The following is a 25,606-nucleotide window of genomic DNA, read 5'->3' as shown; positions in this document are numbered from 1 at the left end:
GCATTTCATAGGTGCTGCAGTCCTGCCATTCGCTGTAGCCCGATAGAAACCTGTGAAACAAGCAAGTACACCAAAATGTAACATAAACCGGTGCTTAAATCGGGGCTGCCGCGGCTGTCAGGTTTATTGAACAACGGTCCTTTTCAAGGCACTAACTTTGAGCGTAAACCCGATTGGAACGGATGCTAATTTCCTTCAAATTAGCAGGAGGGAAAGCGGGACTGAAAATGCCAAATGCACAGAACCCTTCATTTCCAAATCAATAAGAACTAAATATTTTTGGGATATCCCTTTCGAGTTTTACCCTTCTATTTATACGGATTTTTATTAAACGCTGTTTGGCTCATTGCACTTTTTTCAAATAAAGCAACACAGTTTTTGTTAAACTGAGGATCGAAGTTTACTTCGCCAGGTTGCAAAGTTTTCGGCACATTATTAGCCTGCATGAAAAAGTAAACTTTCGTATTGCCGTATTTGGTATGGGGCATTAAATTGCCATAATCTTCCATTTCTTTCCATACCGAATCTTTAACCGTAACTACATAAATGCGCTGTACCGGACCAGTATTGTTTGCATTTCTATACTTGGCAACTTCTTTAAAACCAGCTTTCATGTCCTCAATCCCAGGCTGATCAAAAACAGCCTTAACCATGAAAAAGATCAATGCTAAAATACCTGCAACTAAGAAATAAACTAACCATTTTTTATTCATGCCTACAATAAAGGCAATATTTTTTCCATAACCGTCAAGCCTTCGTCAATATGTTTTTGCTCAATGCAAAGTGCCGGACGAAAGCGTATCGTTTTTTCGCCACAGCCCAAAAACATCACATTGTTTTCCAATCCTTTGCTAATAAATGCATTGCGCATTTCTTTTGTCGGGAAATCAAAAGAACACAACAAACCTCTTCCACGAACATTTGTCATTTGATCAAATTTATGCGATAGGTTTTCTAGTTGATCTCTTAAGTACACACCTACCTTTGCTGCATTTTCACAAAGCTGATCTTCTTCTACAATTTGTAAAATCTGCGTTGAACGAACCATATCAACCAAATTGCCTCCCCACGTTGAGTTAATACGGCTTGGCACTTTAAATACATTGGTTTCAATTTCGTCTACCTTATTACCGACAAGGATACCACAAACCTGCATTTTTTTTCCAAAAGCGATGATATCTGGTCGAGCTTTTTCACTAAAATGTTGATGGCACCAGAATTTACCTGTTAAGCCAACGCCGGTCTGTACTTCATCATAAATCAAAAAGGCATCATTTTCATCGGCCAAGGCCTTAAGTTGGATCAAAAATTCTTCACGCAGGTGGTTATCTCCACCTTCAGATTGGATTGGCTCTACAATTATAGCACAGATATCGTCTTTATTATCTGCAAAGGCTTTTTTGATCTGCGCTAAAGATGTTTCTTCGGTTTGAATGGCATGACTTAAATTATTTCCTGAAAGCGGAAATTTAACTTCCGGAACAGCCACTCTTGGCCAATCGAATTTGGCAAACCACTTGGTTTTATCGGGTAGGGTATTGGTTAAGCTTAAAGTATAGCCCGTTCTGCCATGAAAAGCCCTTTCGAAGTGTAAAACCTTAAAACCTTTTTCTTCAGTATATCCCTTCGTAAAATTTTTCTGAACTTTCCAATCCATGGCTACCTTAATTGCATTTTCTACTGCTAAGCCTCCACCTGCAATAAAAAAAGCATGCGGCAGGTAAGCCGGAATACCGACTTTGGAAAATGTTTCAACAAACTGTGCATACTGCTGGGTGTAAACATCAGAGTTCGATGGATTGGCTAATGCAGCGAGGAGAAGATTTTTTTTAAACGCTTCATCATTGATCATTTTAGGGTGGTTATATCCTAAAGGAACGGAAGCAAAACAAGTGAAAAAATCGAGTAAAGTTCTGTTGTGTTTAGCATCGTAAATGTAAGCACCATGACTTTTTTCCATATCATAAGTCAGGTCGAAACCATCGGCCAAAATGTGCTTACTTAACGATTCGTTAACGCGATCTGCAGGTACTGTTAATTGATACATAAACTTGGTTTTGGTATAATCCAAATTTAGTTAAATGTGCCTAAAATCAAAATTTAAGCACTTTTTGTGCACTTTACTTAAAAAATAGGTTTAAACAGTTTAAAGTATGATTATAGACAAAATCGCGTTTCGGACTTCACAGATGTGGAAAACTTTTTTCGAAAATTCTTATTGCGAAGCAAATTAAATCTAAATAAATATGAACTATCTATGGGTTTTAAGCCTGATATTGTAAACTTTATGAAAGAACTTCTCCATCAGCATATTTCCAACCATGTAACTATTCCGGAAAAGGAAAGAGATAGATTCTGTAACCTGTTCAAACATCAATTGGTTAAAAGAAAGCGTTTTTTACTGCAAGAGGGTGAAACCTGTAAATTTGAAGGTTTTGTAATCAAAGGGCTTTTCCGCGTCTATCATGCTGACCAAAATGGTTTTGAAAACATATTGTATTTTGCCATTGAAAACTGGTGGATTACCGATATTGATAGTTTCACCAATAACACACCTTCTCAGCTCTATATAGAGGCTCTTGAAGATAGTGAGGTACTGCTCATTTCTAAGAAGGACAAAGAATTTGCTTACATCAATCTTCCTCAAATTGAGAAACTATTCAGGATAATGACCCAAAAAACCCATGTTGCTCTACAAAGGAGGATGATCGATAATTTGAGTAAAACTGCAGACCAGCGCTACCTTGACTTTATTAAAAAATATCCGCAGCTCCAACAACGATTGACCAACCTTCAGATTGCAGCTTATTTAGGCATTAGTCACGAATTTTTGAGTAAGATCAGAAAGAAAATTGTAAACGGCAGCTAGCTTACCTGTATTTATTGAACTTGTTCAATCTTTTTGTCTTGGTGTCCTGTGCATCTTTGTGTCATCAAATAACATAAAGGCATGAAATCAATTATTTCAACATTATTTCTAACTATTCTAATCTTATTAAAAATGGAAGCAAATGCACAAGGTTTCAAAACTATTAAAACACCTAATTTAAAGCTCGAAGTTTATAACGCATCAGAGAATGCTTTTGGCGTGGCCTCCGTAATCGTTTCGGGCAAAACAGATGCCGTTTTAATCGATGCACAATTTACTTTGGAAGACGCCGAAAAGGTTGCCAGCCAAATCAAAAAGTCTGGTAAAAAATTAACTGTAATTTATGTTTCCCATGCTGATCCTGATTATTACTTCGGATTGGAAGTTTTTAAGAAACATTTCCCAGAAGTAACGGCTTTCGCCTCACCGGCAACCGTGGAAGCTATCAAAGCCTCTGCACAGAAAAAACTGGATGTTTGGGGGGAAAGATTAGGCAAGGCCATTACTTCTAATGTGGTATTACCACAGGTTATAAAGGGAAATAGCATTGATTTGGAAGGTCAGAAACTCGAAGTTGTTGGCTTGGAAGAATTTCCTGCAAAAACCTTTGTTTGGATTCCTTCAATTAAAGCAGTAATAGGTGGTATCAATGTTTTCGGAACTACATTTAACCTATGGATGGCAGATGCACAAACGCCGGAAGCCCGTAAAAATTGGATTGCTGTTTTAGACAAAATCGAAGCCTTAAATCCTTCAATCGTTATTCCTGCACACGCCAATAACGCAAGCCCATTTGATGTTAGTGCAATAAAACATACCAAAAGTTATATCCAGTTTTACGAAGAGGCTTTAAAAACCAACAGAACTTCTGAAGAGTTGATCAAAGCGATTAAAGCACAATATCCAACCTTAACTTTCGAAACGGCTTTGCAGATTGGAGCAAAGGTAAATACCGGAGAAATGAAATGGTAGAATTAAATTGAGGCTGTATCACAAATATCGAATTTGTCATCCTGAGCCTGTCGAAGGACCTGTTAAATACTCTTTAGGGTGTTTCGACAAGCTCAACATGACAGCATCTGAAGTAAAATCACCTTTATGATATAACCTCTATCTAAAAGACTAAAAAAAACTCTTTTAAATCATTATTTCTTTTTGGGATTGTTTTTTTGTAAAAGCACAGAATAAAAAAAATGAAAACAATTATATCCAGTTTGTTGGTTGCGGGTATGCTGCTGACAAGTTGTTTCTCAAATATCAATAAAATGACAAATCTAGAAATTGTAAAAAGTACCTACGAAGGAAAAACTTCGGAAGAAAATGGGGAAAACTTAGCAAAATATGTTGCTGAAGATATCTCTTGGACAGAAGCAGAAGGATTTCCGTGCGCAGGCACTTATATAGGCTTGGAAAACATTAAAAAAAATGTTTTTGCAAGACTAGGAAGCGAATGGATTGATTATAAATTCACACCTGAAGATTATGTTGCCAATGAAGACAAAGTGGTAGCGTATGGAACTTATTCTGGTACCTATAAAAAGACAAATAAGCCTTTTACGGCAAGAGTTGCCCACATATGGAAACTGAAAGACCGTAAAATCATAAGTTTTGAGCAGTTTGTGGATAGTAAGCCAGTAAATGATGTCATGCAATGAAGATATTAGCTTTATTGTTGAGAAGGACTTTTTGCATCATCTGATTCCCGCTTATATTCATTAAGTAAATACAGAATTTCGTCTGCCTTCCTGTCCAGATGTGATACCGGAATTTTTGCAGAAGTGCCGTTCTTTAATAATACGGTGATGTAATTTTTATATATACTCCCGGCATTATCACGTCCCACTTCTTCAATGCTGAATGCAAAAGACTCTATGTTTTTCCAATTGTAAAAATCACGGTCTTTAATGATCAGTTTGTCTTTCGTAAAAGTAATATGAGGTGTTTTTTTGATCAGCTCGCGAAGTGCATAAATAAAAAGCGATATAGGAAATATACAGAAAACAGCTGTGATGCTTACTGTTACAATTGAAAATTCATCATAAAATATATAAATAAAAAAGGGTACCGAAATTATGGACAGCACTAATATAACATAAAGGTTTAAAGCTGCTTTTCTGATAATAAGGGGTTCCATCGAAATATTTTAAGGTTGAAAACGGTATTTACAATAAAATTTCTTATCTAAAATACTAATATATACACTATTTGATTGATTAAGAATAAAATTCTGTTACAAGTTAATTGTGTGGAAATTATTCCTATATGGCCACTTCTTCAGTGGAACGTTGCACTTATAATTACACCTTAGGTTGATTGCTTGTGTTGTTGATATTCTAAATCATTTATTTTTTAAGGTAGGTTTTCACTTAAAGTGACCAAGAACTACTATTAATGAAATATGTAGATAGGCTATAGTTTAAAAAAACATAGAAATAACATCAATTTAAGCGATTTTATAATATAAAAATCAGAATGCCGAACGTGATCCTCCACCATCCACTACTGAAACCGTTCCTGTTATATATTTAGCACGTGGCGAAACCAGGAAAACAGCCATGTTTGCCATATCTTGCACTTCACCAAAATCTTGCAAAGGTATTTCACTTTCAGCATATTTCCTGCGCTCATCACCCGGGAAATAAGGCCGGATGTTTTCAGTATCGATAAGTCCCGGCTGTAAACAGTTCACCCTGATTCCATATTTGCCCAACTCACCTGAAAGTTGTTTAGACCACATTGCCATTGCGGCCTTGGCAATAGCTGAAACATTCAACGAGCGTAATTCATAAGTACTGGTCAAATTGAGTATTGTGCCTTGTTTGCGGGCTATAAAATGTGGTAATAGCGCTTGAGTGAGCAACCTAGGGCGCTCAAAATCTAAGGCCATCGATCTAGTCCAGGGTTCTTCTGGTCCTGCAACATCTACAGGCTGACTTTGCCCCGCGTTGTTGATGAGGATGTCGATATGGCCAAGTGCAGCTAAGGCCGCAGTAGCAATTTTGTGAGGCGCGTTTGGTGCCAGTAAGTCCTGCGTAAAAACAATAGGGGCAATGTTGCCTTCAGCAACGATCTCACTGGAAAGGCTATCTAATGATTGCTGGTTACGGCCTGTTACAAAAACTTTTACACCTTCCCTTGCCAGTTCTTTTGCTATTGCGCTACCAATTCCTTTAGAGGCTCCGGTTACCAATGCCGTTTTTCCGGTTAAATATAAGTCCATATTTTCTTGTGATTAAAATGACCTTGCAATAATAACCTGTACCGCGTATTTTTATAGCATGCACTACCATTTGTATGGTACAAACAAATTTGTAAGTAATGACGGCACGAAAAGAAAATTCGACTTATACCCTCAACGAAAAATTTATAACGGATTGCGATCTGACTTATGCGGCCAACAAAATAGGAGGGAGATGGAAAATAGTAATATTGGATAAACTTGGAGATCGAAAATTGAGGTTTAGTGAACTGAAAAAAGAATTCCCATATATATCAGAACGGATGTTAACCTTACAGTTGCGTGCTTTGGAGCAGGATGAACTGGTTAAAAGAACTGTTTATGCAGAGGTTCCTCCGAGGGTAGAATATGAGCTAACTCCGATAGCACTGGAGTTTCTTCCGATTTTTTGTCAATTAAGTGCTTGGGGCAAGAAGAATAAAGCGCTAAAGAAGAGTGGATCATAAAACTGTTAAAGTATGATTATAGGTATACATAAATCAGCAGATATTGGTTACCTTTAATTGATTTGGCAGCTATTTAATGTTGCATCAGTTGATTAGCAAATTTTAAAAATTATATCGGGTTAAGTATTATGGCAGAAGTTAAATTAAATATCCAAAAGGAAGAACCTAGTACATTCGAACTTTATGATGAGGGAGAAAAACATGGAGAAATGGTTTTTGATATTCAGGGAGAAAATTTAACGGTTTATCATACCGAAATTGATCCCGAAAAAGAAGGCAAAGGTTACGCAAAACTATTGCTGGATGCCATGGTAAATTATGTACGTACAAATAACCTGAAGGTAATTCCATTGTGCCCTTATGTGCATCTGCAATTTAAACGCCACGAAGAACTTTACAGAGATATCTGGAACAAAGTGCGCGAAAACGATTAATCGATAAAATAATACTAGAATTAAATTCAGGAGAGCTGCACTAATATTTCATGGCCTTGGAAAACCGGTTTTCCAACGGTTCTGGTAAGAAAGCCACAGGAAAATTGTAGATGGGATAATTAAACCTTTAAAAAGAACTAAAAGCCGGTTGTTTTGGACGGTTTATTATTCAATGTGTATAGATAGTGCATCTTTATCTATTATTTAGTGGGCTTGCTCTATTTTTATTTCATTCGAAAGAAAGTAGCGATACTTTTATCACAAGAATCAAATCAACGGGACGATTTAGAGATCTTATTGGGGTTCCTCAGCGATGAGGGCCCTTTTTTTATTCAGGTCCCATAATGTTGAGCATATAGCTAATTGCATCAGTAGAATGAAGTGCCATTGTAGATTGCATCGTAATATCTGCGGTTTCCGAAGCTCTTTTTAGCATTTGTTTTTCGTAGGCTGCTATGGCTTCCTTAGGTGTATTAAAGCAGTTGTCCTTAAAGCATTGGCTTAGCTCTAAAGCATCGAGCATGGCCATATTTACGCCCTCGCCAGCATAAGGTGGCATTAAATGGGCTGCATCTCCCAGCATGGTTAAATTGGAGAAGGTTTCCCAGTGCTGATCTAAAGGCATACAATATTGAGGCCGGGGAACAAAAGCTGTTGATGCATTTTCAAATAATTCCAACCACATTGAGTCCCATGTGGAGAATTCATTTTTGAACCAGCCGATCACCTGATTTTTATCTGAAAAATCAATACCCGACGCTTTCACCCAGTTTTCTGGCGTATGACAACCCGTGTAAAATACCAAACTGCCATCACCTTTTGAACTTACGATCAGTGATTTTTCATCACCCATAGCGAATATTTTTCCTCCGTTTAAAAGCGCATGCATTTTCGGACAAGCAGTCGCCGATGAATAAATGGCGCCTTCAACAATGCTAATCCCCGAATAGAAAGGTTTAATGTGTGTAATGTATGGACGGATTTTTGAATTAGCCCCGTCTGCTGCAATTACAACATCGGCCTGCGCTAAAGTTCCATTTTTAAATCCGATCAACCATGAGCCGTTGCTGGGTGTTAGTGCTTCAAAATGACTATCCCAAAATACAGTACCTTTTATTAGCGAATCTAAAAGGATCTTTTGTAATGGACCGCGGTCTATTTCAGGCCGGAAAGCTTCTCTGTTTTGTATGTCGCTATCTTCAAAAACGATATTGCCGCGCTGATCAATAATACGTGTACGATCTGCACCAGGGCGATAGTTTGCCTTAAAGGCGTCCATGAGTTTAGCTTTATGTAAGGCAGCTAAACCAGATTCCTCATGTAGATCTAATGTAGCGCCTTTTGGTCGTGCATTTTCATCAGTGTCGCGTTCGTAAACTTTTACATTGAAGCCATCCATTTGCAAAAGCCTGGCTAGGGTTAAACCTCCCGGGCCAGCACCAATGATGGCGATTTTTTTATCTTTAATATTGTTCATTGTTTTTTATTTAAGAATGCCTTTAATTACGATTTCGCAGGAGGTTAAAATAACTTCCTCGGTAATAATTTGTAAAGGCCGATCTAAATGGTCAAAATATTCAGCTACCAGATCTTGGATGGGCGAAAATATGAGCGCTCTGAGTACATCATGGGGTAAATCTGCAATCAATCCCGCTCTAACATTTGTTTTTAAAAAGGTATGAATGGGTGCGAAAAATGCACCTTGTTGTATGTTTTTCTCTTGAAAAGCCTTATTTAAAAGGGGAGAAGATTTTCCATATCGGATTAAAGAGAAAGCAGGTTTATTATTTTTAAGGTAATGAAAGGTATTTAGCCATAACCTTTTCATACCATCAGCAAAAGCCATTTTTGGATCAAAATTTTCCAAAATAGCTTTTTCATAATTGCCCAATACTTCTTCGATAAAAAGTTTTATCAATAGATCTTCTTTATTTTCGTACTTGATATAAATGGTACGCGGTGATATATTGGCTGCTTTTGCCAGTTTCTGCATACTCAGGTTTTCCAGCCCTTCTTCAGAAATAATCTGTAAGGCAATTGATCGGATGGCTTCTTCTTTTGCTAAATTTTTGGGCCGCATAATTTTATTTAATTAATACAGATCAAAAATAAGTAAACGTTTGTTTACTTTTAAATTTTCTTCAAATTATTAATTTACACTGACAAATTGATTTGTGTTTCATCTTGCACAATCATCATGCTACCTCGAATTTTCGGGATCAGCATCATACTTGAAATAATAGAAGATAGTTCAGATTAAAATTTAGCAGGGGTAGAATCTTTACATGTGGATTATCCGCATATTTTAATTAAGTTTTAGGGAATATTAAAACTTATCCTTCATGCCAAAAATGCCCATAAGCCCTCCGGTATGGATGGCCAATACTTTTTCGTCTTTACCAATAATTTCTTGTTTTGCTAAATCTTGAATGGCATAAAACATTTTCGCCGTATAAACAGGGTCTAGTAGCAATCCGGTTTTTGCAGTAAAAGTTTTGATAAAGCTGATCAGTTCAGGAGTGGTTTTCGCATAACCTCCAAAATGATAATCGAGGTGAAGTTCGAGGTGATTGGAGATGGGGGTATAATGTGCTATTTCTGCTTTGATAAACGAAGCGCCCTTTAACACGGGGATGACATGTAACTTTGTATTTAATTGTTGTTGTTGAATTCCCATCAACAAACCTGCAGCTGTGGTTCCTGTTCCGGCAGCGCAAAAAATGTGGTCGTATGGTTCCACTAGCTCTTCAATTACCTCTGCGCAGCCAATGGTGGCTTCAACTGACGCACCCCCTTCATTTATAAAATAAGCTTGTGTGTCGGATGCAAAATATCGGTCAAACAATTGGTGTTTATCCCGATAACTTTCACGGTCGGTAAAAATGAGTTTCATCCCAAATAAACGGCAAAGTAATAATAGCTCATTCTTTACTGCTTCCCCACGTACAAAGGCTGTAGCGGTTAAGCCCGATCTTGATGCTGCGGCGGCAGTAGCCACAAGGTGATTGGAATAAGGACCTCCAAAAGTAACCAGATGCGTTTTGTTTTCTGCTTTGGCCTTGGCTAAAATATATTTAAGCTTACGCCATTTATTCCCAGAAATATAAGGATCGATAAGATCATCCCTTTTAACAAACAAGTTGTTTAAAGGAGAAAATGCTATTTTTTGTATTGGACTATATATTTCTTCGAACACGTGTGAGAAAAGCAAAGATTATATCATAAGATTAAATATAATTAGAATATGTCACGTTGAGCCTGTCGAAACGGATTAAATGAACTTAAAACGTCTTTCGACAAGCTACTATTGATAGACTCAAATAGAAAAATCGTCATTGCGAGGAGGAACGACGAAGCAATCTTTCATGCCCGTGATTCTGCTATAAAGATTGCTTCGTCGGCTGAAAGAGCCTTCTCGCAATGACGATACCTGGCAATAAATCTTTTAAATACTATATCAATTATTTGCCGATACCAAGGCCTATACCTGCATTAACCATACTGTATTTTGCCTGAGTATATGAGCCGTAAAATTTAAAGAAACCAAATTTCAGTTGAAAGCCTAAACTACCTCTTACGCCGTCAATATCAGTTTGTTTAACAGAAATCGGATCAACATAAGTTGCATTGCTTGCACCATCTTCAAATTTATAAGTACCAAGCGCTTTTAAATTGGTGTTCGAGGTTTGGTAACCGATGCTGGCAAAAGGCGTGAAAAACATAATTTTCTTGGAAACGATGGCATCAAAATTTACGCCATTGAATTTAGCATCAATACGCTGATCTGAATTTGAAGTATTATTGATATTCAAAGGCAAATTATATTTATACTGCGTAAAACCACCGGCAATGGCAATGTCTACAGGAATCAGTTTTTCTGTTGTTGAACCCATAAATAAGGGTAAAAGTTCAACTTTGGCACCAAAACCGATCATTGATAAACTTCCCAGGTCGTTACCTAATTTAATTTTAGGCATTGCCCTTAAAGTAACATCAATGTTTTTGGGTAAGCCCAAAGTAGCCTGTATCTGAGCTGAAGGCACTACATGAAACCCCACTCCCTGAGGTAAGTTGAAAAATTTACCTGTAGGAACGCCACTGCTTGTATAAATTTGCATTTTACCACCTTCATGGTCATCACCAAATGCAGTAGGGCCTATAGATGATGCACCAGGTGCAGGTTTGATATTACTTAAACCCAAGGTATTTACATCATAACTTCTGGCCGATTGTGGAACAAATGCTGCAGAGGCCGAAACCCTTACATCAAATTTTAAAAATCCTTTCGATTGAGCGGTGTTCGACCAGCCATCGGTTAAACCTAGGCCTAAACCTTTATACAAAGGATCAAAATAGGCATTAACCAGTTTGGTTGCATCTGCTGGTCCGCCCACAAACAAGTCTCCAACATCTTGTTGGGCACTTACTTTTTGAGCCATCACTAATAAAAATAAGGCACATATGGCCTTTAAAGAGTAGCATTTTTTCATATAAAAAATTTAGAATGTTTTGATTGTGAGTAAAGATAAGGCTGTTTTTTCGAAAACTGCAATCATTGAAAAATTCTTGAAGTTAAAAGTTTATTTTTGCGCCATGGAAAATGTGGTCGAATTGCAGGAATCAGAAGAGCAGGAATTATATGAACATTTAAAAATTATTGTAGATAAGGGGCAATCGCTGCTTCGTATCGATAAATTTTTGATGGTGCGCGTAGAAAATGCCTCCCGAAACCGTATTCAAAATGCAATTGATGCAGGTAATGTATTGGTTAACCAGAAACAGATCAAAGCGAGTTATAAGGTTAAACCTTATGATGAAATATCTATTGTTTTACCTCACCCACCGCGCGATACCGAAGTTTATCCCGAAGATTTACCGCTTGATATCATTTACGAGGATAGTGATCTTTTGGTGGTGAATAAAGCTGCAGGAATGGTTGTACACCCCGGTTTTAATAATTATACCGGAACTTTGGTTAATGCTTTGGCATTCCATTTTGAGCAACTGCCTCAGTTACCTGGCAATGATGGCCGACCAGGCCTAGTGCACCGCATTGATAAGGATACCTCAGGTTTATTACTGATCAGTAAAAATGAAAAGTCGATTACACACCTTGCACGTCAGTTTTTCGACCACAGCATTACCCGTAAATATATTGCACTGGTTTGGGGCGATATCGAAAACGATGGAACGATAACCGGTTACATTGGCAGAAGTGCGAAAGATCGTCGTGTGATGGATATTTATGATGATGAAGAAAAAGGAAAATGGTCTGTAACGCACTATAAAGTATTAAAACGTTTGGGTTATGTTACCTTGATCAGTTGTGAGTTAGAAACAGGTCGTACGCACCAGATCAGGGCGCATATGCAACATATTGGGCATCCACTTTTTAACGATGCAATGTATGGTGGCGATAAGATTTTAAAAGGGACTACGTTTAATAAGTACAAACAGTTTGTAGATAATTGTTTTGAATTGCTGCCCCGTCAGGCTTTACACGCACAAAGTTTGGGTTTTATCCATCCCAGCACTAAAGAGTATGTGTATTTTGAATCGCCATTACCACCCGATTTTAAAGCTGGCTTAACCAAATGGGAAAATTATATCGCTACATCATAAAATATGCTTCAGGAGTACCTTTTATTTAATGATGAATTTCAGGCGGTAGATGCCCCGATTTTAACGGCTTCGAACAGAAGCTTCAAATTTGGCGATGGACTGTTCGAAAGCATGCGAATGATTAATAATAAGCTGCAATTTGCCGATTTACATGCCGATAGATTAACGGCTGGCATGAAAGCCCTTAAAATTGACGGTCATGCTTTAATGGACGATTATTTTCTGCGCCAAAAAACTGCCGACCTGGCCAAAAGGAACAAGTGGAATGGCAATGTCCGTTTTCGCCTTTCTGTATACAGGGGAGGAGCAGGCGTTTATACACCCGAAATTAATAAAGCAGGTTACATTTTAGAAGGTATTCCCTTAAAAGCATCCACATATGAGTTGAACAGTAAAGGTTTGATCATTGATGTTTTTGACGAAATGACCAAACCGGTTAATAAACTTTCGAATTTTAAAACAGCCAATGCACTGCTTTATGTAATGGCCGGACTTTTTAAAAGCCAGAACCGCTTGGATGAGGCGATGATTTTGAACCAATATGGCTTTCTTTGCGAGAGCATCAGTGCCAATGTTTTTGTAATATATAATAAACAGATTTATACACCCTCGTTGTCTGAGGGTTGCATAAGTGGTATAATGCGTACAGCCATTATGCAATTGTGCAAAATGAACGATATGCCATTAATCGAAGCGCAGATCAATCCCGAAATATTAAAAGAAGCCGAAGAAGTGTTTATTACCAACGCAACGCAAGGCATTCAATGGGTAATGGGTTACGGCAGGAAGCGTTATTTTAACGAGATATCGAAATTTTTGATCGAAAAATTGAATGCTTTGTAATCTGGTTCATTGGTCATTAGGAGATTAGTGTCATTGGTTCGTCATCTCGACTGAAGCGTAGCGAAATGGAGAGATCTTTAACCTAAATTAATTATTTTTTTTGGAAAGCAATACCTGTGCTAATCGGTTCCGGTTAGTCCCGGCCTTTGCTTAATCCCGATAAAATTTGCTTCACAGGATAAACAATTCTTAATCGGGATAACGCTGCCGGTCGGGTTTATTTAACAAAGGGCAGTTCTACTATGCAATTTAAACCCAAATAATTGCAATTTGTGGCCACTTAAACCCGATCAAAGCGGGATGCTCCCGATTTTACATCGGGAGCAAATTTGCAGAAGCGGGAGCGGGGCTGTATTAAGCCTAAAGCCACTACAATTGCTTTCCAAAAAGAATTGCTTATATAATACTATCGTCATGCTGATCCGATAGTTATCGGATTTAGTTCAGCATCTTTATGCTATAAAGACCCTGAACTAAATTCAGGGTGATGACTGTTCATAGATAAACTACAACCGCATTCCCCTTAAAAAATCTTCGATCAGCATTCGTTTTTTTCCTTCGTATTGGATATCTAAAAGTTTGATAAAACCATCTTTTGCGGCAAATTTCAAATAAGTTTTACCATCGGTTAAAAAGCCTCCCGCTACAATGCCTGGCTCTTTATCTTCTATTTCGGCCTTAAATACTTTTAAATTTTTTTCATTAAGTAAGGTAAAAGCAGTTGGGTAAGGGCTTAAACCGCGGATTAAATTATGGATGGTTTGCACCTGGTTGTTCCAGTCGATTTTGCAATCTTCCTTAAAAATCTTCGGCGCATGCTTTAAATCATCATTTTGTGGCTGCGGCTGCTCTGTTATTTTATTGGCTTCGATAGCAAGTAATGTTTTTACCAGAAGATTTGCGCCAACAACCATCAGTTTATCATGCAACTCACCCGCAGTTTCGTCGTTGGCAATTGGCACACTGTCGCTAAGGATGATATCACCAGTATCAATTTCCTGTTTAAGGAAAAATGTAGTTACGCCACTTTCCTTCTCGCCGTTTATAATGGCATGGTTAATCGGGGCTGCACCACGGTATTGCGGTAATAACGAACCATGTAAATTGATGGTTCCTTTAGCCGGCATATTCCAAACTATTTCTGGTAGCATCCTAAAGGCCACTACCACTTGTAAATCGGCTTGGTAAGATCTTAGTTCTTCAATAAACTCAGGATTTTTTAACTTTTCAGGTTGTAAAACAGGAATTCCTTTTTCTACAGCATATTTTTTTACTGCACTTTCATTCAATTTTTGGCCACGGCCTGCAGGTTTATCTGGCGCAGTAACCACAGCAACTACATCGAAATTGGCTTGTACCAAGGCATCTAAAGAGGCTACCGCAAAATCGGGCGTACCCATAAAAACTATTTTCATAAAGAAAGTGTTGTGTTTCTAAAAATAACGTGGCTACCCACGTTTAAGTTTTGCAAAATAACTAAAAATAAACCCATACTTATAGGCAAAAATGGTACAAGGCAAAGATGTTGTTAAAGCAAACGGATTGGTGTACGTTACTGATACCATGCCAGGGATTTACCGGAAAGGGAAACTGGGAAAGTTTTATTACGAAGATAAAGAGGGCAACAAAATTACCGAAGAGAAATATCTCGACCGGATAAAGGCCTTAGTTATTCCACCCGCATGGCAAAATGTGTGGATTGCCAGTAAGCCAAATGCATATTTACAGGTTACTGGTATTGATGCTGCAGGCCGGAAACAATATAAATACCATGCAAAGTGGACCAGCCGCCGATCGGAGGCTAAATATTTCCGTTTATTGGAATTTGGAAAAGCATTGCCCAATGCACGGAAAAACCTGGAAAAAGACCTCCGCAGAAAAGATTTCGATGAACGCAAAGTATTGGCCATTTCTGTAGATGTACTGCAAAAAACACTAATCCGTGTGGGTAACGAAAGTTATAAACAGCTTTACGGTTCTTTTGGCTTAACTACACTTCGCGATAAGCATGTTAAAATCGAAGGAAGTAAAATTACCATGGATTTTGTTGGAAAAAAAGGTGTTCGGCAAAAAGTAGAGTTAAATGATCGGTCGCTGGCAAAACTGGTCAAGAAATGCAGGGACATTCCCGGGCAGGAGTTATTTCAGTTTTATTCGAACGGGAAAGAACATAAAAGTATCGATTCAGGCAAAATAAACGCTTACATTAAAGAAATTACAGGCGATGATTTTACGGCAAAGGATTTTAGAACCTGGGGCGGTACCTTAGAAGCGTTGCGCCAGTTTTCGAAGTGCAGTGCTGATGAGGATTTTAACTTAAATTCGAAAAAAACAATTGTAACGGTTTTAGATTGTGTAGCGAAAAAATTAGGCAATACCAGGGCTGTTTGCAAGAGTTCTTATGTATATCCGTTATTGCTCACCGCTTATGAAAACAATGAACTTGGTAAATACATGAAAAAAATGAATAATAACAAAACAACCGGTAAATTAGGTTTGGCACACGATGAGAAAATTTTATTGTCATTTTTAAAATCAAGTAGTAAACAGACAAATTGATATAAAAAATCGTCATTTCGAGGAGTAATTTACTGGATAAAAATCAATATGAATGACGTATATAATTGATTGTTTTTTGCCCCATGGCTTATCCTTGCCTCGGCTCACCGACGCCGATGGTCTCTTTCTTTTTGTTGTCAAAAAAACCAGTATAGCTAGCTTGAATGCCGTTGAAAACATAAAGATCCATGAAAAAACAAAAAACACCGGCTGAAAATTTATTCATTCATATTATAGTTTTCAGCTGCATTCATGAGGGCTTCGCCGTTTTCTTTCGAAGCTAGTGAGTTGGCTGGGTCAGTGGAACCCGATCCCGATAGCTATCGGGATGTAGGCCGGATTTAAGCAGAACGAGGGTACGGTGTTATGCCCTAGCCGCGTGGAAATACACAAGAAAAAAACACTTATTAACAGGTGATTACTAATCCATTTCGCTATGGATATAAAATCGATACAGGTTAAGCTACACTCAAGATGGCGACAGTAAGTGGTGATATTTCTATAATTATTCTTTAGGTGCCTTTTTTATCGGATGGACAGGCTGCTCTTCAAGCTCACGCTGCTTAGCCGGATTATTTGTTTTTGGTGCTTTATTAGGGGTGCTGTCGTTTTTATGCCTCACCGTTTTATGGTCAACAGGCTCCCTGCCTTTGGGCACTTCTTCCTGGTAATTGCTTCCTGGTTTATCACTTTTAATTTTCGGACCGCTCATAGCTAAAATGATTGAATGATTGATTTTTGAATGATTGAATAGCTCAGCGCTTATCAATCATTAATAATGACAAACCTCTTTCTGTTAAGTTTGAAAATAATTGCAAGGGGCAATCCGATCATTCAGTCATTCAATCCCTTTCTCATTCAATAATCAATTGTATAGCAAATATTTCTTCCTCATGGTTTTGTACGCACTTAGTCCTGGTTCCCAGCTCGCCCTAATTTCTGCTTCACTTTTTCCGTCGATTACCTGTTGTCTGAAATCTGCCACACCAACTAATCTTTCGATAGTACCCATTTCTTTGCTCAGCTTGGTGTTAAAGAAATCTTCTTTTCTTGGCGATGCCTTGTACAGTTCGATTAACCAGCTGATGTTTACCTGTTTCGATTTTACCAGTTTTGAGGTATCGTAAGTTCTTAAATCTAAGCCATAACAAACCTGATCCTGAAACAATGGTGTTTCAGACATTCCTTTTATACTTTTCGGTGTAAAACTGAAATCGAATTTCCCTTTAAGGTACGGTGCCCCAACAACAGTAAATGGAAACATCGTTCCGCGGCCATGGTTTAAATAAGTGCCCTCAAATAAACAGGTAGATGGATAAAGCAAAATAGATTGCTGCGTATTCAGGTTAGGAGAGGGTTTAACTGGTAAAGTATACTCCATATCATGATTGTAATTGGCATTTTTGATAATGGTAATCTTGCATTTCACCTTATCTTTCAGCCACCTTTCGCCATTTAACATCTGTGCATATTCGCCAACCGTTAAGCCATGGGCAATAGGGATAGGTTGCACGCCAATGCCTGATTTAAATTTTGGATCTAAAATCGGCCCATCAATTAAATAACCATTTGGATTGGGGCGATCTAAAATCAACAGCGTTTTATTATTTGCTGCACAGGCTTCCATAACGTGCTGTAAGGTATTGATATAGGTGTAAAAACGAACACCAACATCTTGGATATCAAACACCATAATGTCGATATCTGCTAAATCTTCAGCCGTTGGTGTACTGTGTTTCCCATAAAGTGAGATGGCTTTTATACCTGTTTTGGTGTCAACATCATCGTTAACGGTAACGCCTGCACTAGCATTGCCTCTAAAACCGTGCTCAGGACCAAATATCTTCTGGATTTTAACACCTCGTTTCAGCAGGCTATCAACCGAAGTCTGCGTACCGATAATCGATGTGGGGTTAACCACCATACCCACACGTTTTCCTTTTAAAAGTGGGAGGTATTTTTCGGTCTGTTCCGCACCGGTTTTAATTTTCGATGGCAGTTTAACAGTCCTGATCATCAGTTTTCTGTTTTCAGGGCTTTTCTTTCCAAGAACTTCCTGTTCAAGTGGTTTGGGTTGTCCGCAGGCCGATAATGCAATTAAACTGGTTAAAGCAAAGCTGATGTAATTTTTCATTTTGAGTATTATTCTAATCTTCCGGTATTATAACAAAACAATTTACAATATATTTCAATTATGCTATTGGTATTTTCTTGTTACAACTTAAAAATTGATGTTTAAAGTTGGTTATTTATTTTCGAAAATGCCATTTTTAAAAAGGAATTGAGCATTTTTGTTAATACAAATTGATTAAATTGAATTTCGAATATTTCATCGCAGGGCGGATAGCCATTAAATCTGAGCGTACTTTTTCAAAACTTATCGTGCGTATTGCAATAGCAGGCGTGATGTTGAGTTTGGCTGTTATGATTCTCTCTATAGCCATTATAAAAGGCTTTAAAACTGAAATTCAGGATAAAGTAAGGGGCTATTTGGGCGATGTACAGGTGACCCGTTACGATCTGAATAATTCTTTTGAGCATTCTCCCTTCGTACTTGATGGAGAAACAAAAAAAATGCTCAAAAACAATCCCGACATTGAATATTATTATCCTTTTGCTACAAAACCGGCCATCCTTTCGGCCAACAATGAAATTGAAGGCATTAATTTTAAAGGGATCGACAAAAACTATAAGTGGGATTACATTAAGCAGCATATTATCAGCGGAACCATTATCGATTTTTCTGACAGTACGGCTGCCATGCAAGAACTGCTCATCTCGAATTATACAGCTAATCGTTTAAAACTCAAAACCGGGGATGATTTTATCATGTATTTTGTTCAAAACCAGTTGCGGCCGCGCAAATTTAAAATTGTAGGCATTTATGATATTGGTGTAGAAGATATTGATAAGGGTTTTGTGCTTGGCAACCTGAATATAATTAAACGACTGAATAACTGGGACGCCAACGAAATTGGTGGTATAGAAATTAGGATTAATGATTTTAACAGACTTAAGCCTATTGCCAATAATATTTATGAAAAGCTTCCACGCAATTTGCGCTCGTATTCTATTGAAGAAAATTTTCCTAATATATTTACCTGGTTAGGTCTTCTTGATGTAAACACCAATGTGCTTTTAATCCTGATGTTAATTGTAGGTGTAATTAACATGGTTACCGCATTGTTGATTATGATTTTGGAGAAAACAAATATGATCGGGATGCTAAAATCTTTTGGGGCCAGTAACTGGAGCATTATGAAAATTTTCCTTTACAATGCGGCTTATTTAATTGGTATTGGCTTATTACTGGGGAATATTCTGGGCTTAGGACTTGGTTTTTTACAGCAGGCCACTCACATTTTCAAGCTTAACCAGGCCTCTTACTTTTTAGCTTATGCACCAATAGAATTTCATTTTATTGATGTGCTGCTGCTTAATATCGTTACGGTAGTGGTATGTTTAACGGTCTTGATTATCCCTTCGCTATTGATCAGCAAGGTTTCTCCGCTTAAAGCAATCCGATTTAAATAAGGAAAAAACTTGGGTCACCGGACAGATCATTTTCCGATGCCCAAGCAAACCTAAACTTAAGCTCTTGTCAACTCAACTTTTACAGTTTGTGTGTTATCACTTTTCTGAAGCTGAGGGTATGGTGTGATGTCAATTAATTTGAGTGAATAATCTATGCCGTTAATTTTAAGGTTTGCTACACCCTCTAAGGTGCCACAATCTCCTTTGCATAAGATAATTTCCTGATCAATGTTACTAGATGTTAATTTGAAAAAAGCTTTTGCACTACCAGCACCAATGCAATCAGCATTTATTGGGCAACGGCTATCGCTAATTGATTTTAATACTAATGTAGATGCACCGATTGATTTTGAAGTATTGATTTCAAATTCGTAATTCGTCGTTTTTGTTTCAGATTTCTTCTCACATCCAAAAACAAAACTAGATAAGACAATAAAGAAGAATATTAAATTTTTCATTTAGATGAGGATTAACTACTTCTTTTTAAAATATATTCATAATCTACGGTAGCGTAAGAGGTAGCCGGAGAAAAATCTGTTTTTGCAGTGAACCTTTTTCTAAGGGTTAAATCTACTCCGCTGCTTCTAATATCGTATTCACCATTTAAAATCATATTCCAATCAAAATCTGCTGTCCGAATGCCCTCATCGGTAAAATATCCGACTCCGTTCTTAAAGTTATAGGTTCCCTTACCTCCTGATGGTTTTAGGTTAGCATCAGCACTAAGAGTAATGTTGAATTTTCCATCCTGTAACGAGATTGAAATTGGTCGGGTTATCGGCACAGACCTAACACTATTGGTAATTACCAACACACCTGTATAGTTACCATCTAATAAAACATCCACGGTTGTAGATTTTTTACAGCCTAATGATAGGATCAGTGCAAAGAGGAAAATACAGATTTGAACTTTCATACTCCTTAAACGGAGTTCAAAATGAAAACGCTACACTTAAATTGAAATCCAGTCTATACCTTGTGTACTATGGATAAATTCAGTCCGTGGTTCGAGGTTTAAATATGGATAAGTTACTTTCGAAAGGTATAAGCCTGTTGGGTGAGCTGGTAATGATAGTTTTGAGGATTGCAGGGTAATCAGTCCGCTTTCAAATTCATCAAAGCTAAGTTCTCCTTTGCCAACCATTAGCATTTTACCCATAATAATGCGGATCATTTTGCCCAAAAAGCGGTTGCTGGCAATATGAAACCTCAGCCTGTCGCCTTTTGGATTTACAAATAAATCGGCTTCCATTACATTGCAGATGGTATGCTCGTATTTATCAGGATGCGTACAAAAAGCCCTATAATCTTTGTATTGGGGTAGTAGTTTTACAACGGCTTTCATTTTATCAAAATCTAGATTATTTAATTGATAAAAGGAACTTTGGGTGCTTAAAAAAGGATCTTTATAGGTATGGATAAAATAATCATATTTCCGTTGTACAGCATCAAACCGGGCATGGGGTTTCCCCTCCATTTTAATAATGTCGAATACGGCGATATTATAAGGTAAAGCTTTATTCAGGATGTAAAGCAGATCGAAATCAATCTCTTTTTCAATATCGGCATGAAAAAAAAACTGACTGGCATGTACATGCGCATCCGTTCGCCCACAGCCGTTAATCGCAATCGGCGATTTTAAAATCTTCGATAGGGTTTGTTCAATAACTTCCTGAACGCTTTTAACCCCAGGTTGTTTTTGCCACCCACTAAAGTACTGGCCTTGATAGGCAATGTGAAAGAAATACCTCATTTTTCAGCTGCAATTTTACGGAAATTTTAGCAGCAGGAATATTAAATCATACTTTTGTATAGTAAATTTTAATCATGGATTTAATTAACTGTCCTTGCGGAAGTGGAGCTGCCTTTAGCCATTGTTGCCAGCCTTATCATTTAAAAGTGAAGGCGGCACCAACTGCAGAAGCCTTAATGCGTTCCAGATATTCGGCTTTTGTAGTAGTTGATGCTGCTTATCTTTACGATACCACGCATAGCAGTAAAAGAAAAGGGCATTCGAAAAGTGCTTATTTAAGCAGTGCGAAAAACACCAAATGGCTAAAACTCGAAATTATTTTTTCTGATTTTAATGTCGTCGAGTTTAAGGCCTATTATCTGAATAAGAGATTCCAAACAGAAATATTGCATGAAAAATCCAATTTTAAGTTAGAAGATGGGCAATGGTATTACGTGGATGGGAATTTTTATGAATAAGGTTGAAATCGCAAAATTCGTATGAAATTTGCGATTTTACTCCTTTAAGCTATAATTTCTTTGCTTCGTTCCAATATATATCCATCTCGGCGAGGGTCATCTCGGCCAGGGCTTTTCCGTTTTCTTTTGCCTTGGTTTCGAGGTATTGAAAACGTTTGATGAATTTTTTATTGGTTTTTTCTAATGCATTTTCGGGATTGATATTAATGAAACGTGCGTAATTGATCAAAGAAAATAGTACATCGCCAAATTCTGATTCGGCTTTCTCAACATCAATGGCGGTATTGTCTGTAACGTTAAATTCTGCTTTAAACTCCTGCAATTCTTCCTCCACCTTTTCCCAAACCTGGTTTTTATCTTCCCAATCGAAACCTACACCACGGGCTTTTTCCTGAATGCGGGCAGCTTTAACTAAAGCTGGTAAGGAAGATGGAACACCGGCCAGTACCGATTTGTTGCCTTCTTTTAGTTTAATCTGCTCCCAATTGCGTTTAACGTCTTCTTCGTTCTGCACTTCAACATCGCCATAAATATGCGGATGCCGGTTTACCAGTTTATCGCAAACTCCGTTTAAAACATCGGTAATGTTAAAATCATTGGTTTCGGAAGCAATTCTCGAATAGAAAACCAAATGCATCATCACATCGCCAAGTTCCTTTTTAATTTCATCTAAATCACCCTCTAAAATGGCGTCGCTCAATTCGTAAGTTTCCTCTATAGTTAAATGGCGCAATGTTTCCATGGTCTGTTTTTTATCCCAGGGACATTGTGTACGCAGTGTATCTAAAACAGTGAGTAAACGTGTAAAGGCATCAGCTGGATTATTGGCACTGGCAGGAATTGGATTGTTAGGCATGTTTTATGATTGAACTATGTTATCGAACGCTAAAGTACCAAACCCAAGCGATTAAGAAAAGCTGAAAAGGTATTCTGAACCACAAATATTTTGGCCCTGGGCCTGGTTTATGAAGGTCTTCGTAATTGATGCGGTGTTTGGCTGCATAAATATTTGCGGGCAACATGGCAATGTAGAAAATAATCAAGGCTATCCCTGTAAAATACCTGGTGCTTGCCATCGCTAATCCAACTGCAAATAAGATTTCCAAAACCCCTGTTAAAAGTACAACTTCTACTTTTTTAGGGATGAATAGGGGAACCATAGCAGCCATACTGGTTTTAAACTTGAAATGCCCTATAGCTGTAAAAAGTAACATCACGCCCATGGCGATATTGCCTGCAAAAATATTTCCTTTATCAAATGTGGTATGGCCGCCAAAGGCTAATAGGGCAATATAAACGATAAGTAATACAAATAAAGGTTTCATTTATTATAATTTTTACTTACTTGATCAAATTAAAGGCAATTAAAATCGTTGCTATGAATAAGATAACCAAGCCTGATAGAAAGACAAAATCGGCAACTTTTTCTAACTTTTGACTTGTGTTTCTTTCTCTTCTCATAGAGATAAAAGATAAGATGCAGCTGGTCATAAAAAACATTACGGCAGCTACGGCAAATTCATCAATTATGGAACCATCGGTAAGTGCGAGTTTTTTTAAAGAAGTAAGTACAATAAAGCAGATGCCCAACAGATTGGCAGAAGTGCTTAAAATATGAGGCGATCTATTTTCGGCCATACTAGTCCTTTTCTTCTAATTTAATCTTTTTCGTAATCCGATAAACGCGTTTCTTTTTGTCGGGCTTGTGTTCTTCGCCCATTAAAATGCCCCAAGGTTTTAAGTTATCTACTCTATCGAAGATTATTTTTAACATGGCCAGATAAGGTATACATAAAAACATGCCAGATATCCCCCAGATCATTTCGCCAACTATAATACCAATAAAGGCAAATAATGCATTTATTTTTACTTTCGAACCCACGACTAAAGGCATTAAAACATTTCCATCTATCGCATGTACACCGACAAAGGCAATCAAAACCAGAAGCACTTTACCCGCACCAGCTGTTGCAAAGGTGATTAAACAGCTTACCAGTAAAGCAAAAAATATCCCTAAATAAGGTACAACGTTGAAAATGCCTGCCACCAATCCTAATAAAACAGCGTATTTAACACCCAAGAGGCTTAATACGGTAATCATTAATACCGTAACAATAAGCATCTGCAGAAATAAACCGATGATGTATTTTTTAATGATATACTGAATCTGACTAACAATTTCTGAAACTTTTTCTTTGTGTTCTTCTCTAAAAACCGAGGTTAAAAAGGTAAATAAAACCCTGCGGTAGTTTAAAATAAAGAAAGTGAATAGTAGTGTGAAGCCTAAAAATAATAGGGTAGAGGATAGCGTAGCCAGGGTGGTAGCTACAGCAGCGCTAGTAGCTAAAGCTTTTTCTGTACTATCATTTAAATAATCGAGTTGTTTCTGAGAATTTACACCGAAAGTGTGTGAAATCCATTTCTGCAGTTCATGGTATGAAACATTGGCTTTCTCTTTTAACAGTGGCCAATCGGCCCATAAATCGCTCAACTGATTGCCGAAAAAATATATAATTCCGCCAATTGCAGCGATCATCAGCACTACTGAAACAAGGGTAGACAAACTTCGTTTAAACTTAAATCTCTGCTCTAAAAAATTGCCAACGGGCAACAATAAAATCGCCATCAAAAACGAGAAAAGTAAAGGAGCTAACAGCGATTGCCCTAAAATGGCGATGTAAGTTAAGCTTATTAAACAGAAAAGAACCAAGGCAAGCTTGGGGAGGAACGATAATTTGTCTTTCATATAATTTTAAATCCTGTTTAATACAAAATGCCCGATTAATTGTTTCACCAATCGGGCATTTAAATATAAGAGATTATTTTTTAATAGATACTCGCTTTATCTAAAAGGGAAATATCTTCAGGTGATAATTTTAAGTTTGCTGCTTCAGTGAACGATTTTAACTGGCTTAAATCGGTAACGCTTGCAATTGGCGCCGTAATTGATGGGTGATAAATTAACCAAGCCAGTGCTGCCGAAGCTGGCTCAACTCGGTGCTTCTCAGCCACCTGATCCAGTGCTGCTAAAATTTTAAAGCCCCGTTCGTTCAGGAATTTTTTAATGCCTCCACCACGCTGGCTTTTATTCAAATCATCTTCGCTTCGGTATTTTCCGGTTAAAAAACCACTGGCTAACGAATAATAGGTTACTACGCCCAAGCCATAATCCAGACAGATTTTTTCGTGCTCTTGCTCAAAGTTTTCTCTATCATAGAGGTTGTATCCTGGTTGGTAAACTTCGTAACGAGGCAGGCTATGTTCGGTAGCATAAACCAAAGATTCTTTAAGTCGATTGGCAGAAAAGTTTGATGCCCCGATCCAACGTACTTTACCGGCTTTAATTAAAGTTTCGTAAGCACTCAAGGTTTCTTCAACGGGCGTGTGCTCGTCATCGTAATGAGAGAAATAGAGGTCGATATAATCTGTTTGCAGGCGCGATAAAGAATGTTCTACTTCGTTTATGATATAATCTCTCTTTAACGATTTGCCCTGTCCCATATCAGCGCCTACCTTGGTAGCGATAATAATATCGTGGCGTTTGTTATGTTTCTTAAGCCATTTACCAATAATCGTTTCCGATTCGCCACCTTTATTTCCGGGTGCCCAGCGCGAATACACATTGGCAGTATCGATAAAGTTGAACCCATTTTCTACAAATTGGTTTAATATCTCGAACGACTTTTGCTCATCAACCGTCCAGCCAAAAACATTTCCCCCGAATACAATGGGCGCAATATTTAAATCGGTTTTTCCTAAAATTCTTTTTTCCATGATACGAATGTTAATGTTAGACTAACAAATCCTAAAGCCATGGGTTTTTGCCAGAGGTCGAAATTATGTCAAAATA

30 protein-coding genes are annotated in these 25,606 nt (G+C 37.7%); 10 read left to right on the top strand and 20 right to left on the bottom strand.

Features of this window, described 5'->3' with window-relative positions; all coding sequences use genetic code 11:
- Positions 1-308: 308 nt before the first annotated feature.
- Together J7E57_RS22325 and lat are read right to left on the bottom strand one after the other, a co-directional pair.
- Positions 309-713 (bottom strand): hypothetical protein, encoded by a 405-nt coding sequence (locus tag J7E57_RS22325; protein WP_215130766.1) that lies wholly within the window; start codon positions 711-713, stop codon positions 309-311.
- 2 nt (positions 714-715) lie between these two features.
- Entirely contained in the window at positions 716-2,047 is a 1,332-nt protein-coding gene (gene lat / locus J7E57_RS22320; RefSeq protein ID WP_215130768.1) for an L-lysine 6-transaminase, read from the bottom strand.
- Positions 2,048-2,287: 240 nt separating this feature from the next.
- Between lat and J7E57_RS22315 the strand changes: the two genes are divergently transcribed.
- The 3 genes from J7E57_RS22315 to J7E57_RS22305 all read left to right on the top strand — a co-directional run bounded on the left by J7E57_RS22315 (position 2,288) and on the right by J7E57_RS22305 (position 4,524).
- Complete coding sequence (locus J7E57_RS22315) at positions 2,288-2,869, top strand: Crp/Fnr family transcriptional regulator (RefSeq protein ID WP_215130770.1); 582 nt, start codon at positions 2,288-2,290, stop codon at positions 2,867-2,869.
- Between the two features lie 81 nt (positions 2,870-2,950).
- The gene (locus J7E57_RS22310; protein WP_215130772.1) at positions 2,951-3,841 is read left to right on the top strand and encodes an MBL fold metallo-hydrolase; all 891 of its coding nucleotides are present in this window, start codon (positions 2,951-2,953) and stop codon (positions 3,839-3,841) included.
- Between the two features lie 221 nt (positions 3,842-4,062).
- Positions 4,063-4,524 carry a nuclear transport factor 2 family protein gene (locus J7E57_RS22305; RefSeq protein ID WP_215130774.1) on the top strand — a complete coding sequence of 154 codons (462 nt, stop codon included), beginning with the start codon at positions 4,063-4,065 and terminating at the stop codon, positions 4,522-4,524.
- Positions 4,525-4,535: 11 nt separating this feature from the next.
- On the opposite strand, the gene J7E57_RS22300 is transcribed toward J7E57_RS22305, so the two are convergent.
- Together J7E57_RS22300 and J7E57_RS22295 are read right to left on the bottom strand one after the other, a co-directional pair.
- Positions 4,536-5,003 carry a hypothetical protein gene (locus tag J7E57_RS22300; RefSeq protein ID WP_215130776.1) on the bottom strand — a complete coding sequence of 156 codons (468 nt, stop codon included), beginning with the start codon at positions 5,001-5,003 and terminating at the stop codon, positions 4,536-4,538.
- 333 nt (positions 5,004-5,336) lie between these two features.
- On the bottom strand, positions 5,337-6,089 hold the full coding sequence (locus J7E57_RS22295) for an SDR family NAD(P)-dependent oxidoreductase (protein ID WP_215130778.1): 753 nt from the start codon (positions 6,087-6,089) through the stop codon (positions 5,337-5,339).
- 98 nt (positions 6,090-6,187) lie between these two features.
- On the opposite strand from J7E57_RS22295, the gene J7E57_RS22290 reads away from it, so the two are divergent.
- On the top strand, positions 6,188-6,553 hold the full coding sequence (locus J7E57_RS22290) for a winged helix-turn-helix transcriptional regulator (RefSeq protein ID WP_215130779.1): 366 nt from the start codon (positions 6,188-6,190) through the stop codon (positions 6,551-6,553).
- Positions 6,554-6,681: 128 nt separating this feature from the next.
- Positions 6,682-6,987 (top strand): GNAT family N-acetyltransferase, encoded by a 306-nt coding sequence (locus J7E57_RS22285; protein ID WP_215130781.1) that lies wholly within the window; start codon positions 6,682-6,684, stop codon positions 6,985-6,987.
- 328 nt (positions 6,988-7,315) lie between these two features.
- On the opposite strand, the gene J7E57_RS22280 is transcribed toward J7E57_RS22285, so the two are convergent.
- The 4 genes from J7E57_RS22280 to J7E57_RS22265 form a co-directional block, all read right to left on the bottom strand.
- A complete protein-coding gene (locus tag J7E57_RS22280; RefSeq protein WP_215130783.1) occupies positions 7,316-8,464 on the bottom strand; it encodes an FAD-dependent oxidoreductase in 1,149 nt (382 codons plus the stop codon).
- Positions 8,465-8,470: 6 nt separating this feature from the next.
- A complete protein-coding gene (locus tag J7E57_RS22275) occupies positions 8,471-9,067 on the bottom strand; it encodes a TetR/AcrR family transcriptional regulator (protein WP_215130785.1) in 597 nt (198 codons plus the stop codon).
- A gap of 246 nt (positions 9,068-9,313) precedes the next feature.
- Entirely contained in the window at positions 9,314-10,183 is an 870-nt protein-coding gene (locus J7E57_RS22270; RefSeq protein ID WP_215131143.1) for a 1-aminocyclopropane-1-carboxylate deaminase/D-cysteine desulfhydrase, read from the bottom strand.
- 265 nt (positions 10,184-10,448) lie between these two features.
- Positions 10,449-11,477 (bottom strand): DUF6588 family protein, encoded by a 1,029-nt coding sequence (locus J7E57_RS22265; protein WP_215130787.1) that lies wholly within the window; start codon positions 11,475-11,477, stop codon positions 10,449-10,451.
- A 103-nt stretch (positions 11,478-11,580) separates the two neighbouring features.
- On the opposite strand from J7E57_RS22265, the gene J7E57_RS22260 reads away from it, so the two are divergent.
- Both J7E57_RS22260 and J7E57_RS22255 read left to right on the top strand, forming a co-directional pair.
- A complete protein-coding gene (locus J7E57_RS22260) occupies positions 11,581-12,609 on the top strand; it encodes an RluA family pseudouridine synthase (protein WP_215130789.1) in 1,029 nt (342 codons plus the stop codon).
- Positions 12,610-12,612: 3 nt separating this feature from the next.
- The gene (locus tag J7E57_RS22255; protein WP_215130791.1) at positions 12,613-13,452 is read left to right on the top strand and encodes an aminotransferase class IV; all 840 of its coding nucleotides are present in this window, start codon (positions 12,613-12,615) and stop codon (positions 13,450-13,452) included.
- Between the two features lie 506 nt (positions 13,453-13,958).
- Here J7E57_RS22255 and fmt read toward each other — a convergent pair.
- Positions 13,959-14,867, bottom strand: a complete 909-nt coding sequence (fmt, locus tag J7E57_RS22250; RefSeq protein WP_215130793.1) for a methionyl-tRNA formyltransferase — start codon at positions 14,865-14,867, stop codon at positions 13,959-13,961.
- A 91-nt stretch (positions 14,868-14,958) separates the two neighbouring features.
- Between fmt and J7E57_RS22245 the strand changes: the two genes are divergently transcribed.
- Entirely contained in the window at positions 14,959-16,011 is a 1,053-nt protein-coding gene (locus J7E57_RS22245; RefSeq protein ID WP_215130794.1) for a DNA topoisomerase IB, read from the top strand.
- Between the two features lie 88 nt (positions 16,012-16,099).
- Here J7E57_RS22245 and J7E57_RS22240 read toward each other — a convergent pair whose 3' ends face one another.
- The 3 genes from J7E57_RS22240 to J7E57_RS22230 all read right to left on the bottom strand — a co-directional run bounded on the left by J7E57_RS22240 (position 16,100) and on the right by J7E57_RS22230 (position 18,028).
- On the bottom strand, positions 16,100-16,237 hold the full coding sequence (locus tag J7E57_RS22240; RefSeq protein ID WP_215166281.1) for a hypothetical protein: 138 nt from the start codon (positions 16,235-16,237) through the stop codon (positions 16,100-16,102).
- A 279-nt stretch (positions 16,238-16,516) separates the two neighbouring features.
- Positions 16,517-16,723, bottom strand: a complete 207-nt coding sequence (locus J7E57_RS22235) for a hypothetical protein (RefSeq protein WP_029279784.1) — start codon at positions 16,721-16,723, stop codon at positions 16,517-16,519.
- 153 nt (positions 16,724-16,876) lie between these two features.
- Positions 16,877-18,028 carry an exo-beta-N-acetylmuramidase NamZ domain-containing protein gene (locus J7E57_RS22230; protein WP_410522695.1) on the bottom strand — a complete coding sequence of 384 codons (1,152 nt, stop codon included), beginning with the start codon at positions 18,026-18,028 and terminating at the stop codon, positions 16,877-16,879.
- Positions 18,029-18,324: 296 nt separating this feature from the next.
- On the opposite strand from J7E57_RS22230, the gene J7E57_RS22225 reads away from it, so the two are divergent.
- Positions 18,325-19,545, top strand: a complete 1,221-nt coding sequence (locus J7E57_RS22225) for an ABC transporter permease (RefSeq protein WP_215130798.1) — start codon at positions 18,325-18,327, stop codon at positions 19,543-19,545.
- Between the two features lie 56 nt (positions 19,546-19,601).
- Here J7E57_RS22225 and J7E57_RS22220 read toward each other — a convergent pair whose 3' ends face one another.
- From J7E57_RS22220 to J7E57_RS22210, 3 genes are read right to left on the bottom strand one after another with little or no spacing between them, the layout of a single operon-like run.
- Positions 19,602-20,003, bottom strand: coding sequence for a hypothetical protein (locus J7E57_RS22220; protein WP_215130801.1), 402 nt, complete (start codon positions 20,001-20,003; stop codon positions 19,602-19,604).
- An 11-nt stretch (positions 20,004-20,014) separates the two neighbouring features.
- Complete coding sequence (locus J7E57_RS22215; RefSeq protein WP_215130803.1) at positions 20,015-20,461, bottom strand: hypothetical protein; 447 nt, start codon at positions 20,459-20,461, stop codon at positions 20,015-20,017.
- A 36-nt stretch (positions 20,462-20,497) separates the two neighbouring features.
- A complete protein-coding gene (locus tag J7E57_RS22210; protein WP_215130805.1) occupies positions 20,498-21,298 on the bottom strand; it encodes a tRNA pseudouridine synthase A in 801 nt (266 codons plus the stop codon).
- A 74-nt stretch (positions 21,299-21,372) separates the two neighbouring features.
- Between J7E57_RS22210 and J7E57_RS22205 the strand changes: the two genes are divergently transcribed.
- Positions 21,373-21,756, top strand: coding sequence for a YchJ family protein (locus J7E57_RS22205; RefSeq protein ID WP_251030006.1), 384 nt, complete (start codon positions 21,373-21,375; stop codon positions 21,754-21,756).
- A gap of 49 nt (positions 21,757-21,805) precedes the next feature.
- On the opposite strand, the gene mazG is transcribed toward J7E57_RS22205, so the two are convergent.
- From mazG to J7E57_RS22180, 5 genes are all read right to left on the bottom strand, one after another.
- Entirely contained in the window at positions 21,806-22,612 is an 807-nt protein-coding gene (mazG, locus tag J7E57_RS22200) for a nucleoside triphosphate pyrophosphohydrolase (RefSeq protein WP_215130807.1), read from the bottom strand.
- Between the two features lie 19 nt (positions 22,613-22,631).
- Positions 22,632-23,081 carry a hypothetical protein gene (locus tag J7E57_RS22195; RefSeq protein ID WP_215130809.1) on the bottom strand — a complete coding sequence of 150 codons (450 nt, stop codon included), beginning with the start codon at positions 23,079-23,081 and terminating at the stop codon, positions 22,632-22,634.
- 16 nt (positions 23,082-23,097) lie between these two features.
- Entirely contained in the window at positions 23,098-23,394 is a 297-nt protein-coding gene (locus J7E57_RS22190; RefSeq protein WP_215130811.1) for a hypothetical protein, read from the bottom strand.
- A 1-nt stretch (position 23,395) separates the two neighbouring features.
- Positions 23,396-24,502 (bottom strand): AI-2E family transporter, encoded by a 1,107-nt coding sequence (locus tag J7E57_RS22185; RefSeq protein ID WP_215130813.1) that lies wholly within the window; start codon positions 24,500-24,502, stop codon positions 23,396-23,398.
- An 80-nt stretch (positions 24,503-24,582) separates the two neighbouring features.
- Positions 24,583-25,530, bottom strand: a complete 948-nt coding sequence (locus J7E57_RS22180) for an aldo/keto reductase (protein ID WP_215130815.1) — start codon at positions 25,528-25,530, stop codon at positions 24,583-24,585.
- Between the last annotated feature and the right edge of the window lie 76 nt (positions 25,531-25,606).

Origin of the sequence: Pedobacter sp. ISL-64, from assembly GCF_018613605.1 — a bacterium.
Lineage (GTDB): Bacteria > Bacteroidota > Bacteroidia > Sphingobacteriales > Sphingobacteriaceae > Pedobacter.
Note: the sequence above shows the minus strand (reverse complement) of the source record. Positions and strands in the feature narration are given on the sequence as shown.

Coding starts and splice junctions, on each gene's coding strand:
- J7E57_RS22325 (WP_215130766.1), bottom strand. CDS start 713: ATGAATAAAAAATGGTTAGTTTATTTCTTAGTTGCAGGTATTTTAGCA.
- lat (WP_215130768.1), bottom strand. CDS start 2,047: ATGTATCAATTAACAGTACCTGCAGATCGCGTTAACGAATCGTTAAGT.
- J7E57_RS22315 (WP_215130770.1), top strand. CDS start 2,288: ATGAAAGAACTTCTCCATCAGCATATTTCCAACCATGTAACTATTCCG.
- J7E57_RS22310 (WP_215130772.1), top strand. CDS start 2,951: ATGAAATCAATTATTTCAACATTATTTCTAACTATTCTAATCTTATTA.
- J7E57_RS22305 (WP_215130774.1), top strand. CDS start 4,063: ATGAAAACAATTATATCCAGTTTGTTGGTTGCGGGTATGCTGCTGACA.
- J7E57_RS22300 (WP_215130776.1), bottom strand. CDS start 5,003: ATGGAACCCCTTATTATCAGAAAAGCAGCTTTAAACCTTTATGTTATA.
- J7E57_RS22295 (WP_215130778.1), bottom strand. CDS start 6,089: ATGGACTTATATTTAACCGGAAAAACGGCATTGGTAACCGGAGCCTCT.
- J7E57_RS22290 (WP_215130779.1), top strand. CDS start 6,188: ATGACGGCACGAAAAGAAAATTCGACTTATACCCTCAACGAAAAATTT.
- J7E57_RS22285 (WP_215130781.1), top strand. CDS start 6,682: ATGGCAGAAGTTAAATTAAATATCCAAAAGGAAGAACCTAGTACATTC.
- J7E57_RS22280 (WP_215130783.1), bottom strand. CDS start 8,464: ATGAACAATATTAAAGATAAAAAAATCGCCATCATTGGTGCTGGCCCG.
- J7E57_RS22275 (WP_215130785.1), bottom strand. CDS start 9,067: ATGCGGCCCAAAAATTTAGCAAAAGAAGAAGCCATCCGATCAATTGCC.
- J7E57_RS22265 (WP_215130787.1), bottom strand. CDS start 11,477: ATGAAAAAATGCTACTCTTTAAAGGCCATATGTGCCTTATTTTTATTA.
- J7E57_RS22260 (WP_215130789.1), top strand. CDS start 11,581: ATGGAAAATGTGGTCGAATTGCAGGAATCAGAAGAGCAGGAATTATAT.
- J7E57_RS22255 (WP_215130791.1), top strand. CDS start 12,613: ATGCTTCAGGAGTACCTTTTATTTAATGATGAATTTCAGGCGGTAGAT.
- fmt (WP_215130793.1), bottom strand. CDS start 14,867: ATGAAAATAGTTTTTATGGGTACGCCCGATTTTGCGGTAGCCTCTTTA.
- J7E57_RS22245 (WP_215130794.1), top strand. CDS start 14,959: ATGGTACAAGGCAAAGATGTTGTTAAAGCAAACGGATTGGTGTACGTT.
- J7E57_RS22240 (WP_215166281.1), bottom strand. CDS start 16,237: ATGAATAAATTTTCAGCCGGTGTTTTTTGTTTTTTCATGGATCTTTAT.
- J7E57_RS22235 (WP_029279784.1), bottom strand. CDS start 16,723: ATGAGCGGTCCGAAAATTAAAAGTGATAAACCAGGAAGCAATTACCAG.
- J7E57_RS22230 (WP_410522695.1), bottom strand. CDS start 18,028: ATGATCAGGACTGTTAAACTGCCATCGAAAATTAAAACCGGTGCGGAA.
- J7E57_RS22220 (WP_215130801.1), bottom strand. CDS start 20,003: ATGAAAAATTTAATATTCTTCTTTATTGTCTTATCTAGTTTTGTTTTT.
- J7E57_RS22215 (WP_215130803.1), bottom strand. CDS start 20,461: ATGAAAGTTCAAATCTGTATTTTCCTCTTTGCACTGATCCTATCATTA.
- J7E57_RS22210 (WP_215130805.1), bottom strand. CDS start 21,298: ATGAGGTATTTCTTTCACATTGCCTATCAAGGCCAGTACTTTAGTGGG.
- J7E57_RS22205 (WP_251030006.1), top strand. CDS start 21,373: ATGGATTTAATTAACTGTCCTTGCGGAAGTGGAGCTGCCTTTAGCCAT.
- mazG (WP_215130807.1), bottom strand. CDS start 22,612: ATGCCTAACAATCCAATTCCTGCCAGTGCCAATAATCCAGCTGATGCC.
- J7E57_RS22195 (WP_215130809.1), bottom strand. CDS start 23,081: ATGAAACCTTTATTTGTATTACTTATCGTTTATATTGCCCTATTAGCC.
- J7E57_RS22190 (WP_215130811.1), bottom strand. CDS start 23,394: ATGGCCGAAAATAGATCGCCTCATATTTTAAGCACTTCTGCCAATCTG.
- J7E57_RS22185 (WP_215130813.1), bottom strand. CDS start 24,502: ATGAAAGACAAATTATCGTTCCTCCCCAAGCTTGCCTTGGTTCTTTTC.
- J7E57_RS22180 (WP_215130815.1), bottom strand. CDS start 25,530: ATGGAAAAAAGAATTTTAGGAAAAACCGATTTAAATATTGCGCCCATT.